The 15,449-nt window shown below is 70.6% G+C and carries 11 protein-coding genes; 8 read left to right on the forward strand and 3 right to left on the reverse strand.

Translation table 11 applies throughout. The annotated features are described in order from the left end of the window. Positions 1–96 precede the first annotated feature (96 nt). Positions 97–2,808, forward strand: coding sequence for a DNA polymerase I (gene polA / locus ACWC2B_RS05140; protein WP_450715057.1), 2,712 nt, complete (start codon positions 97–99; stop codon positions 2,806–2,808). A gap of 127 nt (positions 2,809–2,935) precedes the next feature. Here polA and ACWC2B_RS05145 read toward each other — a convergent pair whose 3' ends face one another. After that, positions 2,936–3,874, reverse strand: coding sequence for a DUF4184 family protein (locus tag ACWC2B_RS05145; protein ID WP_450715058.1), 939 nt, complete (start codon positions 3,872–3,874; stop codon positions 2,936–2,938). Positions 3,875–4,313: 439 nt separating this feature from the next. Between ACWC2B_RS05145 and ACWC2B_RS05150 the strand changes: the two genes are divergently transcribed. The 3 genes from ACWC2B_RS05150 to ACWC2B_RS05160 all read left to right on the forward strand — a co-directional run bounded on the left by ACWC2B_RS05150 (position 4,314) and on the right by ACWC2B_RS05160 (position 7,444). Continuing rightward, positions 4,314–6,020 carry a lytic transglycosylase domain-containing protein gene (locus ACWC2B_RS05150; protein ID WP_450715059.1) on the forward strand — a complete coding sequence of 569 codons (1,707 nt, stop codon included), beginning with the start codon at positions 4,314–4,316 and terminating at the stop codon, positions 6,018–6,020. 138 nt (positions 6,021–6,158) lie between these two features. Next, the gene (locus ACWC2B_RS05155) at positions 6,159–6,314 is read left to right on the forward strand and encodes an SPW_0924 family protein (protein WP_450715060.1); all 156 of its coding nucleotides are present in this window, start codon (positions 6,159–6,161) and stop codon (positions 6,312–6,314) included. A 134-nt stretch (positions 6,315–6,448) separates the two neighbouring features. Then, positions 6,449–7,444 (forward strand): DUF3068 domain-containing protein, encoded by a 996-nt coding sequence (locus tag ACWC2B_RS05160; RefSeq protein WP_450715061.1) that lies wholly within the window; start codon positions 6,449–6,451, stop codon positions 7,442–7,444. A 50-nt stretch (positions 7,445–7,494) separates the two neighbouring features. Here the strand turns inward: ACWC2B_RS05160 and hrpB are convergent, their stop codons facing one another. Together hrpB and ACWC2B_RS05170 are read right to left on the reverse strand one after the other, a co-directional pair. Further along, positions 7,495–9,987, reverse strand: coding sequence for an ATP-dependent helicase HrpB (gene hrpB / locus ACWC2B_RS05165; protein WP_450715062.1), 2,493 nt, complete (start codon positions 9,985–9,987; stop codon positions 7,495–7,497). A gap of 189 nt (positions 9,988–10,176) precedes the next feature. Further along, on the reverse strand, positions 10,177–11,016 hold the full coding sequence (locus tag ACWC2B_RS05170) for a class I SAM-dependent methyltransferase (RefSeq protein WP_450715063.1): 840 nt from the start codon (positions 11,014–11,016) through the stop codon (positions 10,177–10,179). Between the two features lie 373 nt (positions 11,017–11,389). On the opposite strand from ACWC2B_RS05170, the gene rpsA reads away from it, so the two are divergent. From rpsA to ACWC2B_RS05190, 4 genes are all read left to right on the forward strand, one after another. Further along, entirely contained in the window at positions 11,390–12,889 is a 1,500-nt protein-coding gene (rpsA, locus tag ACWC2B_RS05175) for a 30S ribosomal protein S1 (RefSeq protein ID WP_053729297.1), read from the forward strand. Between the two features lie 303 nt (positions 12,890–13,192). After that, a complete protein-coding gene (locus tag ACWC2B_RS05180; RefSeq protein WP_053729298.1) occupies positions 13,193–14,131 on the forward strand; it encodes a PAC2 family protein in 939 nt (312 codons plus the stop codon). A 111-nt stretch (positions 14,132–14,242) separates the two neighbouring features. Continuing rightward, the gene (gene coaE, locus ACWC2B_RS05185; RefSeq protein WP_450715064.1) at positions 14,243–14,842 is read left to right on the forward strand and encodes a dephospho-CoA kinase; all 600 of its coding nucleotides are present in this window, start codon (positions 14,243–14,245) and stop codon (positions 14,840–14,842) included. 212 nt (positions 14,843–15,054) lie between these two features. Beyond that, complete coding sequence (locus tag ACWC2B_RS05190; RefSeq protein WP_450715065.1) at positions 15,055–15,441, forward strand: hypothetical protein; 387 nt, start codon at positions 15,055–15,057, stop codon at positions 15,439–15,441. Positions 15,442–15,449: the final 8 nt, after the last annotated feature.

Genomic DNA, 15,449 nt, shown 5'->3' on the forward strand with positions numbered 1-15,449 from the left:
CCGACAACCGCGCCGAGCAGCCCGGACAGGCCCGGACCGGACGCCCGGAGCCCGCACTGGCCAGGATTGTCAGTGGGGCGTGGCAGGATCGGGGGCATGGCTGAGACAGCATCGAAGAAGACCCCGGACAACCGACCGCGCCTGCTCCTCATGGACGGGCACTCCCTGGCGTACCGGGCGTTCTTCGCGCTGCCCGCGGAGAACTTCACCACCGCGACAGGCCAGCCGACCAACGCGGTCTACGGCTTCATGTCCATGCTCGCGAACACGCTGCGTGACGAGGCGCCCACCCACTTCGCGGTCGCGTTCGACGTGTCCCGCAAAACCTGGCGCTCCACCGAGTTCCCCGACTACAAGGCGAACCGGTCCAAGACCCCCGACGAGTTCAAAGGCCAGGTCGAGCTGATCGGCGAGCTCCTCGACGCGATGCACGTGGACCGGTTCGCCACCGACGGCTTCGAGGCCGACGACATCATCGCCACCCTCGCCACCCAGGCCGAGACGGCAGGCTTTGAAGTCCTCATCGTCACCGGCGACCGCGACTCCTTCCAACTGGTCTCCGACAACGTCACCGTCCTCTACCCCACCAAGGGCGTCTCCGAGCTGACCCGCTTCACCCCGGAGAAGGTCGAGGAGAAGTACGGCCTGACCCCGCAGCAGTACCCCGACTTCGCGGCGCTGCGCGGCGACCCCTCCGACAACCTGCCGGGCATCCCGGGCGTCGGAGAGAAGACCGCCGCCAAGTGGATCAACCAGTTCGGTTCGTTCGCGGAACTCGTCGAACGCGCCGAAGAGGTCAAGGGCAAAGCCGGACAGAACTTCCGCGACCACCTCGACGCCGTGAAGCTGAACCGCCGCCTGACCGAAATGGTCAAGGACGTCGAGCTGCCCAAGGGCCCCGCCGAGCTGGAGCGCGCTCCTTACGACCGCAGCGCGGTGACCGGCGTCCTGGACGTCCTGGAGATCCGCAACCCGTCACTGCGCGAGCGACTCCTCGCCGTCGACCCGGGCGCCGGCGAGGAACAGGCCCCGCCGCCGGCCGCCGGCCTCGAACTCGACGGCACGGTCCTCGGCGCGGGCGAGCTCGCCCCCTGGCTGGCCGAGCACGCCGGGCAGCCGCTCGGCGTGGCCACCGTCGACACCTGGGCCCTCGGCACCGGCAGCGTCACCGAAATCGCGCTGGCCGCGGCCGACGGAGCAGCCGGCTGGTTCGACCCGGCACTGGTCGACGAGGCCGACGAGCAGGCCTTCGCCGCCTGGATCGCGGACCCCGCCCAGCCCAAGATCATGCACAACGCCAAGGCCGCGATGCGCGTCTTCCCCGAGCACGGCTGGACCATCGCCGGCGTCACCATGGACACCGCGCTCGCCGCCTACCTCGTCAAGCCGGGCCGCCGCTCCTTCGCCCTGGACGCCCTGTCCATCGAATACCTCGGCCGCGAGCTGGCCCCCGCCGGGGCCGCCGACGGCCAGCTCGCCTTCGGCGCGGACGACGAAGCCGAGGCCGACGCCCTGATGACCCAGGCCCGAGCCGTCCTCGACCTCGGCGACGCCTTCACCGAACGACTCAAGGAAGTCGGCGCCGCAGAACTCCTGCACGACGTCGAACTGCCCACCTCCCTCCTCCTGGCCCGCATGGAGCGGTATGGCATCGCCGCCGACCGCGCCCACCTGGAAGCCATGGAGCAGCAGTTCGCGGGCGCCGTCCAGCAGGCCGTAAAAGAAGCGCACGCCTCGGTGGGCCACGAGTTCAACCTCGGCTCGCCCAAGCAGCTCCAGGAAGTCCTCTTCGGCGAACTCGCCCTGCCCAAGACGAAGAAGACCAAGACCGGCTACACCACCGACGCCGACGCACTGGCCTGGCTCGCCGCCCAGACCGAGCACGAGCTGCCCGTGATCATGCTGCGCCACCGCGAGCAGGCGAAACTGCGGGTCACCGTCGAAGGCCTCATCAAGACCATCGCCGCCGACGGCCGCATCCACACCACGTTCAACCAGACCGTCGCCGCGACCGGCCGCCTCTCCTCCACCGACCCCAACCTCCAGAACATCCCGGTCCGCACCGACGAGGGCCGCGCCATCAGACGGGGCTTCGTCGTCGGCGAAGGCTACGAGTCGCTGCTCACCGCGGACTACAGCCAGATCGAACTGCGCGTGATGGCCCACCTCTCCGAGGACGAGGGCCTCATCGAAGCGTTCACCTCCGGCGAGGACCTCCACACCACGGTCGCCTCACAGGTCTTCGGCGTCGCCAAGTCGCACGTCGACCCGGAAATGCGACGCAAGATCAAAGCGATGTCGTACGGCCTGGCCTACGGCCTGTCCGCCTTCGGCCTCTCCCAGCAGCTCAACATCGACGCGGGCGAGGCCCGCGGCCTGATGGACACCTTCTTCGAGCGCTTCGGCGGCGTACGGGACTACCTGCAACGCGTCGTCGAGGAAGCCCGCGCCACGGGCTACACCGAGACGATGCTGGGCCGCCGCCGCTACCTGCCCGACCTCAACAGCGACAACCGCCAGCGCCGCGAAATGGCCGAGCGGATGGCGCTCAACGCCCCGATCCAGGGCACGGCCGCCGACATCGTGAAGGTCGCGATGCTGAACGTGGACCGCGCCCTCACCGAAGCCGGCCTCACCTCCCGCCTGCTGCTCCAGGTCCACGACGAAATCGTCCTGGAAATCGCCCCCGGCGAGCGCGACCAGGTCGAGGCGCTGGTCCGCCACGAGATGGCCGGAGCGGTGGAACTCCGCGCCCCGCTGGACGTCTCGGTGGGCGCCGGCAACGACTGGGAATCGGCGGCCCACTAGCGAGCGCCTCCGCCGGGGCCGGGTGACTTTCCGCCCGGGCCCGGCGGAGGTTTCCGCTCAACTGACCAGTGCCAGCCGGGAGTTGAACGGTGGTGCGGGGCTGCACGGCCCGGCCAAGGCACCCCATTCAGCGGTGCGACCGGGCAGAGTCCGCCACCGTGGAATTCTCGACCCGATCGAGGCGACCCGACCGCCATGCCACCGCATAGGCCATCAGGCCAAGGACCAGCCCCGTACCACCCCCGAAGCAGGCGCTCGGGACAAGACCCAGGATGGACGCGTCGCCGTAGAACGCGTACCAACGCAGACATCGGTACGCCGCGACCGCCGCCGTGCACAACGTCAACAGGACCAGAACGCCCCGGAGTTGCCGCGGGGCGAGGCCGGGCGGAGCCTCCGTTGCGTGCGCGGGGGCATCCGCCGCGAGGAAGGGGCCGGCGACGGCTCGGATCCCGTGGGGGTGGAAGCCGGCGGGGTGAGGGCTGGAAGGGGGGACGCTGACGGGGCGCGTCCGGCGCAGTGCCGTCACCGTGAACCAGCCGATTCCCGTCAGCGCCAGCGCCGATCCGCCGTACTGGGCATACCAGTACAAAGGGAACCCGGCGAGTTCCTCGCCCAGCACGGGCAGTATCCGCATGCCCCATCGGTCGAAGTGAGTGAACGCATCCCACACCACATGCGTGGCGGAACCGATCGCCGCCGACAGCGCGAACCAGCCGGCCGACGCCCAGGACCCGGACCGCTGCCACACCTCGCCGCGCACCACCGCGTACACCCGCGAACGCCAGGACGCCCTCGGCAGCAGCGCGAGCAGCGGTTCGCGCAGCAGCACCCACAGCGCGACCAGCGCACATGCCGTCGCCACATCCACGGTGACGACCCCGAGCGCGGAATGCGTGACCCGGCCGAACGGCATCGCGGCCGGCACGACCGTCGCCACGTAGTACGTCACATCCGGCGCGAACGACCCCGCGACGAGGGCGGACGCGATCAGTCGGCCGCGCCCGGTGCCGTCCCTCCGGATGCCCGGCAGTACGGCTGCGGCGTGGCTCAGCGTGAATGGCATGCACGTCCCATCGGTTGATTGGCCTGTCTGCGGTCTGTTTGTGGTCTACCTGTGGTCTGTCTGTACGCACTTGTCACGGTTCGTCAGGTGTCAGTTGTCGGCCGATACCCGTTAGCCGTCCGTTAGTCGTTGGCGGTTAGATGGCGGTCGGCACCTGAAAATCTGATGGCCCGTGACCGCCGGCCGATCACAGACGACAGATGACCCCATAACCAAGGACAGATTTCAACCTTCAGCTGACAGAGGTCATTGACCCGTCAGCGATCACCAACGTTCGGTATTCGGCACCGGTTCCCCCGCCGCCACCCGGCAACGCACAGGTGGCGAATCAGTGAAAAGCGGTCAGCCCGCGGTGTCATGGCGCCAACGGTTGCCGTAGTGTCACATGAGTCTCGCGCTGGGGAGCGCGGACAGCCGAATACGGGGAGGGACTTGACGTATGGCACCGCACATGGGCCGACGACTGCGCAAGGGAGCGGGCACCACGGCGGTGGCCGCGCTGGCGGTGGCGGCACTTTCCGCCTCGCAGGCGCCGGGAGTCGTGCACGCGAGCAGCCCGACCGATCAGGCGGCTTCCGATGTGACACCGACCCCCACCCCTGACGCCCCGGCCTCCGGCAACTCCCCGTACTACACGGACCTTCCGCCGCTCGTGTCGCCGACGCCGCCGCCGAACGCGTCGGCGGGCACGCTTCCCGTCGGCGACCAGCAGGGCATACCCGCGACCGTTCTCGACGCGTACAAGAAGGCGGAGGCGGCGCTCGCGACGGACCGGCCGAACTGCCACCTCCCCTGGCAGCTGCTCGGGGGCATCGGCAAGGTCGAGTCCGGTCACGCGAGCGGCGGCCGGGTCGACGCCAACGGCACCACCCTCACCCCGATCCTCGGCCCCGTGCTCAACGGCGCCGGGTTCGCCAACATCACCGACACCGACGGCGGCGCGTACGACGGTGACAAGGTGCACGACCGGGCCGTCGGCCCGATGCAGTTCATCCCGTCGACCTGGGCGACCTCGGGCCGGGACGGCAATGGCGACGGCGTCAAGGACCCGAACAACGTCTACGACGCGGCGCTCGCCGCCGGGTTCTACCTCTGCGGGAACGGCCGCGACCTCGCGGTGAAGGACGACCTGGACAAGGCGATCCTGAGCTACAACCAGTCGCAGGAGTACCTGACCACGGTCACCACGTGGTTCGACTTCTACCGGCGCGGTACTCACGAGGTCCCCGACGGCACGGGCTCGCTGCCCGGCCGCCGCAGTGACCACACCACCCCCAAGCAGCCGCCGGTCACCCCGCAGGCACCGGTCACCCCGCAGGCGCCGCCGAGCAAGAAGCCGTCTCCCAAGCCGACGCCGACCCCGCCCGCCCCGCCGGCGAAGCCGACGGTGCCGCCCACCAAGCCCGATGGCGGCGGCACTCCGACGCCGACCGTGCCACGGGCGACGACGTTCGAGGGCGTGGGCGCCAAGGAGCTGACGGCGTTCGCGGGCGGCGCCTTCGGCGGGCAGCCGACGGCACGGGTGAAGGACGCGTCCGGCAAGGCGATGGCCAAGGTGCCGGTGAAGTTCGAGATCGTCGGCGACACCGACACCCGCTTCCCCGGCGGGGCCACCACCGTGACCGTGGCCACCTCGGCCGACGGCACGGTCGCCGCCCCCGCGCTCAAGGCGGGCGAGAAGACCGGCACGTTCACGGTGCGAGCCACCGTCACCGAGGCGAGCCTGACCGCCGTCGAGTGGAAGGCGACCGTCGTCGCCCGGCAGGCCGACACCCTGACCCGCGTCGACGCCAAGGCGCTGACGGCCGCGCCGAGCGGCGAGTTCGCGAACCAGGTGTCGGTCAAGGCGACCTACAAGGGTGCCGTCGCCTCCGGTGTGGCGGCATCCGCGACCATGATCTTGACCCCGGCCGCCGGCGCCGACCCGAAGGCCGCGCCCAAGGTCAACGACAAGGGCCCGTACTTCAAGGACGCCAAGGGCAACCCGGTCCGCGAACTCACGGACCTGAAGACCGACGCGAACGGTGCCCTGGTCCTGCCGAAGATGTACGCGGACGTCCAGACCGGCACGTTCCTGCTCCGCCTCACCACCGAGGGCGGCGCCACGCTCACCCTCGAACTCAAGGTGGCTGCCGCTTCCTCCTGAGGAGCGTCTCCGTCCCCCTCTTCCCAGCAGCCCCTTTGTCGCCCGACGGCAGAGGGGCTGTTCGACGTGTTCTCATCTCGGCCCGGCGTTGCTACGGTGCCCACTCCTGACGACCCATCAGCTTGACGGAGGCCGAGCATGCGCGCCCTCATAGCCGCCGCGATCGGGCTGGCCGCCGCCCTCGCCCTCGTCCTGACCATCTCGGCCATCGGCGCCCCCGAGGGCAAGACCTCGCCGAAGCCGCTGCTCACCACCGTGCCCAGCGCCCCCGGCAAGATCACCCAGGCCGAGTAGTACGAGACAGGCAGAGCCGGGCTGAGCAGAGCCAGGCCAAGCAGCGCAAGACCAAGCGGAGCCACGCCAAGCAAAGCCGGCCGATGTACGCCACGCCAAGCGAAGGCCGGCCGATCCAGAGGGAGAGCAGGTCCATGCGACGCAAAGCCAGTCTCGTCCTGCTCGCCCTTGCCGTGTTCTTCGGCGCCCTGTCACCCCTGTTGCGCTGGTACGCCTTTCCCCGGCTCGCGAAGATCCCGCCAAGCCAGTACCAGGAAGCGGTCCTCGAAGCGAAGAACGCCACCCTCATCGACTACGGCACCATGCAGTCGAAGACGGTCCCCAAAGTGACGGTCGTCCAGACGCTGAAAGGCAACGTCGAGGCGGCCAAGGAGATCGAGAAGAGCGCGGGCAGGGACGTCGTGGTGTGGGACACCCTCTCCTATGTCCAGGGACCCGACGGCAAGCTGGTTTCCCAGATACCCGAGCGCTACATCTTCGACGCGCACAGCCAGGCGCCCGTCCACGCCACCGGCGAGATGGTCGACGGCGATCCGGTGCAGCGCAAGGGCATCGAGTTCAAGTGGCCGTTCCTGACCGAGAAGCGGGACTACGAGTACTTCGACTTCCAGGCCCGCACCTCCGCGCCCATCCACTACAAGGGCACCCAGAGCTTCCACGGCCTCGACGTGTACTACTTCGAGCAGACCATCCCCTGGACCAAGGTGCCCTACCCGAAGAAGATGCCGCTGCCCGGCATCGACTCCAGCACCCTGGAGAAGACCACCGGCACCTCCCTCTGGTACACCACCACGCGCAAGTTCTGGATCGACCCCGTCACCGGTGCCCCGGTCAACGGCGAGGAACTCAACCAGGAGGAGATGCGCGGCGGCACCCTCCTCGGAGGCCGCGACAAGGTCACCGTGTTCGCCGGCGACGTCAAGATGCGCGACGACTACGTCAACTACACCGTCGACCTGGTCAAGAAGAACCGCGTCCTGGTCCTGTTGCTCACCTCCTATCTCCCCTGGGGATTCCTCGGCCTCGGGCTCGCGCTGCTCGCCCTCTCCCTCTGGCTGGAGGCGCGCGGCCGCCGCCCCAGCGACCCGCCGCCCGCCGTCACGGAGCGCCTCGACCCCGTCATCGCCTGAGCCGCCCCTTTGCCGCGTTTTCCCCCTTTGAGCCGCGTCCGAGGCGCTCCCTACTGTTTGAGCCGCGCCTTGGTGAACCGGGTCGCCTCCGCCACCGTCGGATCCTCCGGCCACGGGTGCTTGGGGTAGCGGCCGCGCAGTTCGGCGCGGACCGCCCGGTACCCGTCGCGCCAGAAGTTCGCGAGGTCCGCGGTGACGGCGGCGGGCCGTCCCGCGGGGGAGAGCAGATGGACGAGCACGGGCACCCCGGCCACCTCCGGTGTGCCGTCCAGGCCGAACATCTCCTGCAACTTGACGGCGAGTACGGGCTGTTCACCCCCGTACTCCACTCGTATCCGTGATCCGCTCGGGACCTGGATGCGCTCGGGGGCAAGCTCGTCGAGTCGGGCCGCCTCCCCGGTCGCCCACGGCAGCAGCCGGTTGAGTGCCGCGCCCGCCTCGATCCGCCCGAGGTCGGCCCGGCGCCGGGCCCGGGAGAGCTCGGGTTCCAGCCACTGCGCGGCCCGGTCCAGCAGTGCCGCGTCGGCGACATCGGGCCAGGGCTCCTTGAGCACCCGGTGCAGGAACGCGAGCCGCTCCCGCAGACCCCGCGCCTCACGGGTCCAGCGCAGGAGTCCGAGCCCGTCGCGCGCCAGGCCGTCGAGCAGTGCCTCGCGTATGAGCGCCGGGTCCGCGTTCTTCAGCGGGCGTACGGACAGCTCGACCGCGCCGAGCCTGGCCACCCGGCGTGCCACCACGTCACCGTCATCCCAGTGCACCTCCTCGCCTTCCGCCAGCAGATGCCCCGCGGCGAGCCGGGCGGTCGCCTCGTCGATGACGGCGGCCAGGCGGACCCGGGCGGACGCCGCCTGCACGGGCCGGTCCGCGACGGCCACCGCCAGCCAGCCCGCAGTGCTCAGCCCGGACCCCTGCGCCACCTCGGCGCCCGTGCCGGACGCCATGAGGAACGAGCCGCCGCCACGTGCCCGCGCCACCCGCTCCGGGAACGCCAGCGCCGCGACGAGCCCGGCAGTGGCCTCGGCGGAGCCCTTCTCGGAATGGCTCCCGGCGAACGGGGCGAGGCGCCGCACCTCCTGAAGCCAGCGCGCCGCATACCCGTCCCCGCCCCGGCGTGCCGTGCGCCAGGCAGCCGCCAGGTCGTCCCCGTACTCCCGCGGAGGCTCCTCGCTCAGCAGGGCCACCACTTCGGCGGCCCGCCGGCCACCCACCTCTGAAGCGCCGTCGAGGAGGGCCCGGGCGAGCCGGGGATGCAGCCCGAGCCGAGCCATGCGGGCGCCGCGCTCGGTGGCCCGGCCCTGTCCGTCGACGGCCCCGATCGCCGTCAGTACGGAACGGGCCGCGGCCATCGCGCCGACCGGCGGCGCGTCGAGCAGCGCGAGGCCCTCGGCCGACGGATCGCCCCAGCAGGCAGCCTGCAGGGCGAAGGCGGCCAGGTCGGCGACCTTGATCTCGGGAGCGGGGAAGCGCGGCAGGCGGACGTTCTCCGCCTCGGTCCAGCAGCGGTACACCGCACCAGGGGCCTCACGCCCGGCCCGGCCCGCGCGCTGGCGGGCCGCCGCCTGCGAGGCCCGTACCGTCGTCAGTGCCCCGAGTCCCCTGGCGTGGTCCACCCTCGGCTCGCGGGCCAGGCCGCAGTCCACGACCACGCGCACCCCGGGCACGGTCAGCGAGGACTCGGCGACCGAGGTGGCGAGGACCACCCGCCGCCCGTCGGATCCGGCGAGCACCGCGTCCTGTACGGAGGCCGGGGCACGGCCGTGCACCTGGAGCACCTCGACCTCGGCCAGATCGCCCAACTGCCGGGCCACGCGGGCGATTTCACCCACGCCGGGCAGGAAGCAGAGCACATCGCCGTCCCGCTCGGCCAGCGCCCGCCGCACCGTGCCGGCCACATGCGAGAGCAGCGCCGGGTCCACCCGCATGCCGTGCGGCGGCCGGACCGGCTGCGCGGGCGGCGCCCACACCACCTCCACCGGGTGCGCAACCCCGGCCGCCTCGACGACCGGCGCGTCCCCGAGCAGCCGGGCCCAGCCCTCGGCGTCCGTCGTCGCGGAAGCCGCCACCAGACGCAGTTCCGGCCGCAGGGCCGCCCGCACGTCGAGGAGGAAGGCGGCGACCGTGTCCGCGTCAAGATGGCGCTCGTGGCACTCGTCGAGGACGACGACATCGACCCCGGTCAGCTCCTGGTCGCGCTGCAGGCGTTGGAGGAGCACACCGGTGGTGACGACCTCGACGACGGTGTCGGGCCCCACGGACCGTTCGCCGCGCACGGTGAAGCCGACCCGCGCACCCGTCCGCTCGCCGAGCAGCCAGGCCATCCGGCGCGCGGCCGCCCGGGCCGCGATCCGGCGTGGCTCGGCGACTATGACCCGGCGCACCGGGCCGCCCCCGACCAGGCCCGCGAGGACCAGCGGCACCAGGGTGGTCTTGCCGGTGCCGGGCGGCGCACACAGCACGGCCGTCCCGTGCCCGTCGAGCGCGGCCAGCAGCTCGGGCACGGCCTCACGGACCGGGAGGGCGTCGAGTGCGTCGGTTCGGATCATGCGCTCAGTGTCGTACGTCCCGCCAGACCGTGTGGCGCTCTGTCCACAGGGACGGTGGGCTTGTATGACTAACCCCGGGTAACGCGCACCGTGGGCCCAGCCCAGCCCAGCCCAGCCCAGCCCAGCCAGGCTCCGGCCCGCGGCCTGGCCCGAGGTCAGTCCCGGATGCGCCTCAGCCCCCTACGCGCCTCAGTCCCGTACGCACACGAAAATCGCGGTTCCGGGGATCAGATTGCCGCGCAGCGGGGACCAGCCGCCCCACTCCTGGGCGTTCCAGGACGGCCACTCCGGCTCGACCAGGTCCTCCAGGCGGAACCCGCCCGCGACCACGTCCCGCACCCGGTCGCCCAGGGTGCGGTGGTGCTCCACATACACCGCGTGACCGCTCTCATCCTGCTCGACGTACGGCGTGCGGTCGAAGTAGGAGGCCGCGACGGACAGGCCCTCGGGGCCCGGCTCGTCGGGGAAGGCCCAGCGGATGGGGTGGGTGACCGAGAAGACCCAGCGGCCGCCGGGGCGCAGCACCCGGCGCACCTCGCGGAAGACCTTCACGGGGTCCGCCACGAAGGGGACCGCGCCGTAGGCCGAGCACGCCAGGTCGAAGGAGCCGTCCGCGAAGGGCAGGGCGCCGGCGTCCGCCTCGATGAGCGGGAACGCGCCCCCGTCGATGCGCAGGGCGTGCTGGAGCTGGCGGTGGGAGAGGTCCAGGGCCACCGGGCGGGCGCCCTGGGCGGCCAGCCAGCGCGAGCACTGGGCCGCGCCGGCGCCGATCTCCAGGATGTCGAGGCCCTTGAGGGACTCCGTCGAGCCAAGGAGGCGGGCGTCCGCCTCGTCCAGGCCCTCGGGGCCCCACACGAACCGGTCGTCCCCGAGGAACGCTCCGTGATCGGTCTGGTACTCGTCGGCGTTGCGGTCCCACCAGCCGCGGCTGGCCCGGCTGCTCTCCGTGTCGTCGGCGGTACGCCTGGTCGCCTCGGGCTCGGAATCGGACCCGTTATCGGACTCGTACGCTGGGATCTCTTGGCTCATCGTGTCCGTCGTTGTAGTTTGCGCGGAACGCGACCTCGTGTTCCGAAGGTTCTCGAAAGAGGTCTGCGGGGCCCATCGTGGCCTCGGGGAACCTTAGTTGTGCCGGGAATGCGGGGATCCGCCCCGGGTGTGCGCCTTCGCGCATTGACCGTGTCCGGCTGCCCCCGTATGCTACAAGTTGCGCTGCGAGCCTGCGCACCTCAGACGTAGCAGGCGCGCTTCCATCTGTTGTATGTCCCCTCGGTTGTCGAGGCGCCATCCGGACCGACCCGGATCGGCGCTTCCCAGGCTGTCCGGCTTCTGCAGAGGCGATACGGGCTCTCGGCGTGGCAGTACCTACGACTTTCTGTCCGTAACCGGAGCCCTTTCCCACATGACGAGCAGCACCGAGACCACCTCTACCACTCCGCAGGTAGCGGTCAACGACATCGGTAACGAGGAAGCCTTCCTCGCCGCGATCGACGAGACGATCAAGTACTTCAACGACGGCGACATCGTCGACGGCGTCATCGTGAAGGTCGACCGGGACGAGGTCCTGCTCGACATCGGTTACAAGACCGAAGGCGTGATCCCGAGCCGCGAGCTCTCGATCAAGCACGACGTCGACCCGAACGAGGTCGTCAAGGTCGGCGACGAGATTGAGGCCCTGGTTCTCCAGAAGGAGGACAAGGAAGGCCGCCTGATCCTGTCCAAGAAGCGCGCTCAGTACGAGCGTGCCTGGGGCACGATCGAGAAGATCAAGGAAGAAGACGGCATCGTCACCGGTACCGTCATCGAGGTCGTCAAGGGTGGTCTCATCCTCGACATCGGCCTCCGTGGCTTCCTGCCGGCCTCCCTCGTCGAGATGCGTCGTGTCCGCGACCTCCAGCCCTACGTGGGCAAGGAGCTTGAGGCGAAGATCATCGAGCTGGACAAGAACCGCAACAACGTGGTCCTGTCCCGCCGCGCCTGGCTTGAGCAGACCCAGTCCGAGGTTCGCCAGACGTTCCTCACCACCCTGCAGAAGGGTCAGGTCCGCTCCGGCGTCGTCTCCTCGATCGTCAACTTCGGTGCCTTCGTGGACCTGGGTGGCGTCGACGGTCTCGTCCACGTCTCCGAGCTGTCCTGGAAGCACATCGACCACCCGTCCGAGGTTGTCGAGGTCGGCCAGGAAGTCACCGTCGAGGTCCTCGACGTCGACATGGACCGCGAGCGTGTCTCCCTGTCGCTGAAGGCGACGCAGGAAGACCCGTGGCAGCAGTTCGCCCGTACGCACCAGATCGGGCAGGTTGTCCCCGGTAAGGTCACCAAGCTCGTTCCGTTCGGTGCGTTCGTGCGCGTCGACGAGGGCATCGAGGGCCTGGTCCACATCTCCGAGCTGGCCGAGCGCCACGTGGAGATCCCGGAGCAGGTCGTCCAGGTCAACGACGAGATCTTCGTCAAGGTCATCGACATCGACCTTGAGCGTCGCCGGATTTCGCTGTCCCTGAAGCAGGCCAACGAGTCCTTCGGTGCCGACCCGGCGTCGGTCGAGTTCGACCCGACCCTGTACGGCATGGCCGCGTCCTACGACGACCAGGGCAACTACATCTACCCCGAGGGCTTCGACCCCGAGACCAACGACTGGCTTGAGGGCTACGAGACCCAGCGCGAGGCTTGGGAGGGGCAGTACGCCGAGGCGCAGTCGCGCTTCGAGCAGCACCAGGCCCAGGTCATCAAGTCCCGCGAGGCCGACGAGGCCGCCGCTGCCGAGGGTGCTGCCGCCCCGGCCGGTGCCCCGGCGGGCGTCTCCGGTGGTTCGTACTCCTCGGAGTCGGACGACAACTCCGGCGCCCTGGCGTCGGACGAGGCGCTGGCTGCCCTGCGCGAGAAGCTGGCGGGCGGCCAGAGCTGACGCTCTGACCCCAGCTGGTAGATAGCTGAAAGTAAGGCCCGCCCCCATAGGGAGCTGGCCTTACTTCATTTCCGGGCCCACTTCATTCCCGGCCGCCCTGCCCGGCGCTCTCCGTCAACTCGGCTCTTGCGTCGCCGAGTTGACAGATGTCGCGGCCAGGGCCGGGTTCCGCCCGGCAGACTGGAGGCCCGCCCCCGCGAGCTTCTCCCGGCCGGGCAAGGCTTTCCGTGAAAGCGGCGGGGACGGGAATGCCCGCGTCCTGGCGGTCGTTCTTCCTGATGAACACGAGGAGGAGCGGTAATCGTGCTTGATCCGCAGGGTTTGTACGAATGGGAGCCGAAGGGCCTCGCCGTCGTCGACATGGCGCTCGCGCAGGAGTCGGCCGGCCTGGTCATGCTGTACCACTTCGACGGCTACATCGACGCGGGTGAGACCGGCGAGCAGATCGTCGAGAAGCTGCTGGACACGCTGCCCCACCAGGTGGTGGCCCGCTTCGACCACGACCGGCTCGTGGACTACCGCGCCCGGCGCCCGCTGCTGACGTTCCGGCGGGACCGCTGGACGGACTTCGAGGTCCCCGCCCTTGAGGTCCGCCTGGTGCAGGACGCCACGGGCGCGCCCTTCCTGCTGATGTCGGGCCCCGAGCCGGACGTCGAGTGGGAGCGCTTCGCGCTCGCCGTGCGCCAGATCGTCGAGCGCCTCGGCGTGCGCCTCTCGGTCAACTTCCACGGCATCCCGATGGGCGTGCCGCACACCCGCCCTGTCGGCCTCACGCCGCACGGCAACCGCACGGACCTGATGCCCGGCCACCGTTCGCCGTTCGACGAGGCGCAGGTGCCCGGCAGCGCCGAGTCGCTGATCGAGTACCGCCTGATGGAGTCCGGCCACGACGTCCTGGGTGTTGCCGCGCACGTGCCGCACTACGTGGCGCGCTCGGCCTACCCGGACGCGGCGCTGACCGCCCTGGAGGCCGTCACGGCGGCAACGGGACTGGTCCTGCCGAGTGTTGCGCACGGCCTCCGTACGGAGGCGCAGCGCACCCAGACCGAGATCGAGCGGCAGATCGGCGAGGGCGACGAGGAACTGGTCAGCCTGGTCCAGGGCCTTGAGCACCAGTACGACGCCGTGGCGGGTGCCGAATCCCGCGGCAACTTGGTCGCCGAACCGGCGGACCTCCCGTCGGCGGAGGAACTGGGCCGTGAGTTCGAACGCTTCCTCGCGGAGCGGGAGGGCGACGCCTAGGGCCTGGGGAGTGTCCGCTGGGCCCGGTCGGCCGCGAGGCGCGGTGAGGTTGGTGCGACAGGCGCCTGCGGGCCGGGCAAGACCCGCCGGACACGCCCTAAGCTTCCGCTCATGCTGAAGGTGGGCCTGACCGGCGGTATCGGCGCCGGCAAGAGCGAAGTGTCACGGCTGCTCGTCTCGTACGGAGCCGTGCTGATTGACGCGGACAGGATCGCGCGGGAGGTCGTCGAGCCCGGAACTCCCGGCCTGGCGGCGGTGGTCGAGGCCTTCGGCCCCGGCATCCTGTCCGCCGACGGCACGCTCGACCGTCCCCGACTGGGCCGCATCGTGTTCTCCGACCCCGAGAAGCTCGCGACTCTGAACAAGATCGTGCACCCATTGGTCGGCGCGCGGTCCGCGGAGCTGGAGTCGGCGGCGGGCCCCGGCTCCGTTGTCATCCACGACGTACCCCTCCTCACGGAGAACGGCCTCGCGGCGCTGTACGACCTCGTGGTCGTCGTCGACGCGGCCCCCGAGACCCAGCTCGACCGCCTGGTGCGCCTGCGCGGCATGACGCCCGACGAGGCCCGTGCCCGTATGGCCGCCCAGGCCGACCGCGCCCAGCGCCTCGCCGTCGCCGACCTCGTCATCGACAACGACGGCCCCTTGGAGGCGCTGGAGCCGCAGGTGCGGAAGGTGTGGGGGGAACTGGTGGAGCGGGCCGCTGCCTGAGGGGCGTGGCGCGGCGCCTGCCTGAGGCCAGGGGCAGTCGGCGGCCGTCCACAGCGCCTGGTGGCCTCCAACCCGCGCCCAGGGCTCAGCGGGGGCGCGAACCAGGCGCGCTGATGAACCGGCGCGTATCCGAACCGTACGGATTCCCTCTTCGTACCGGGTTTCCACGGCTTGGCCCGCGGCATATGGCCCGCGCGGATTACGATCCGGCTGTGCTCTTCGTACTGGCGGGTTTCACGGTGCTCGGCGGTTTGGTGGCGCTGCTTGCCGGGGCGTACGGGCTGCGGGAGACCCGGCGCGTCGAACGGGCGGGCGCATTCGCATGGGCGCTGGTGAAGCCCGCGCCGCAGGGCTCCGCGCGGCCGCTCCTGCAGTTCGAGACGGCCGACGGCCATGTCCTCGAACTTCCTTCCCCGGTCCCCCCGAGCCGCCGCGAGCCACTCCCGCCGGGCGCCAGTGTCCGGGTGTCCTACGATCCGGAGGACCCGCGCACCATCGTCCTGCTCGGCCGCGAACGAACCGCCCTGGACCGGGCCTTCATGGCGGCGGGCGCGGCCATCGTCCTCCTCGGGCTGACCTTGGCGGCGGCCGCGCTCTGAAACGTGCG

Source organism: Streptomyces sp. NPDC001415 (genome assembly GCF_053597395.1).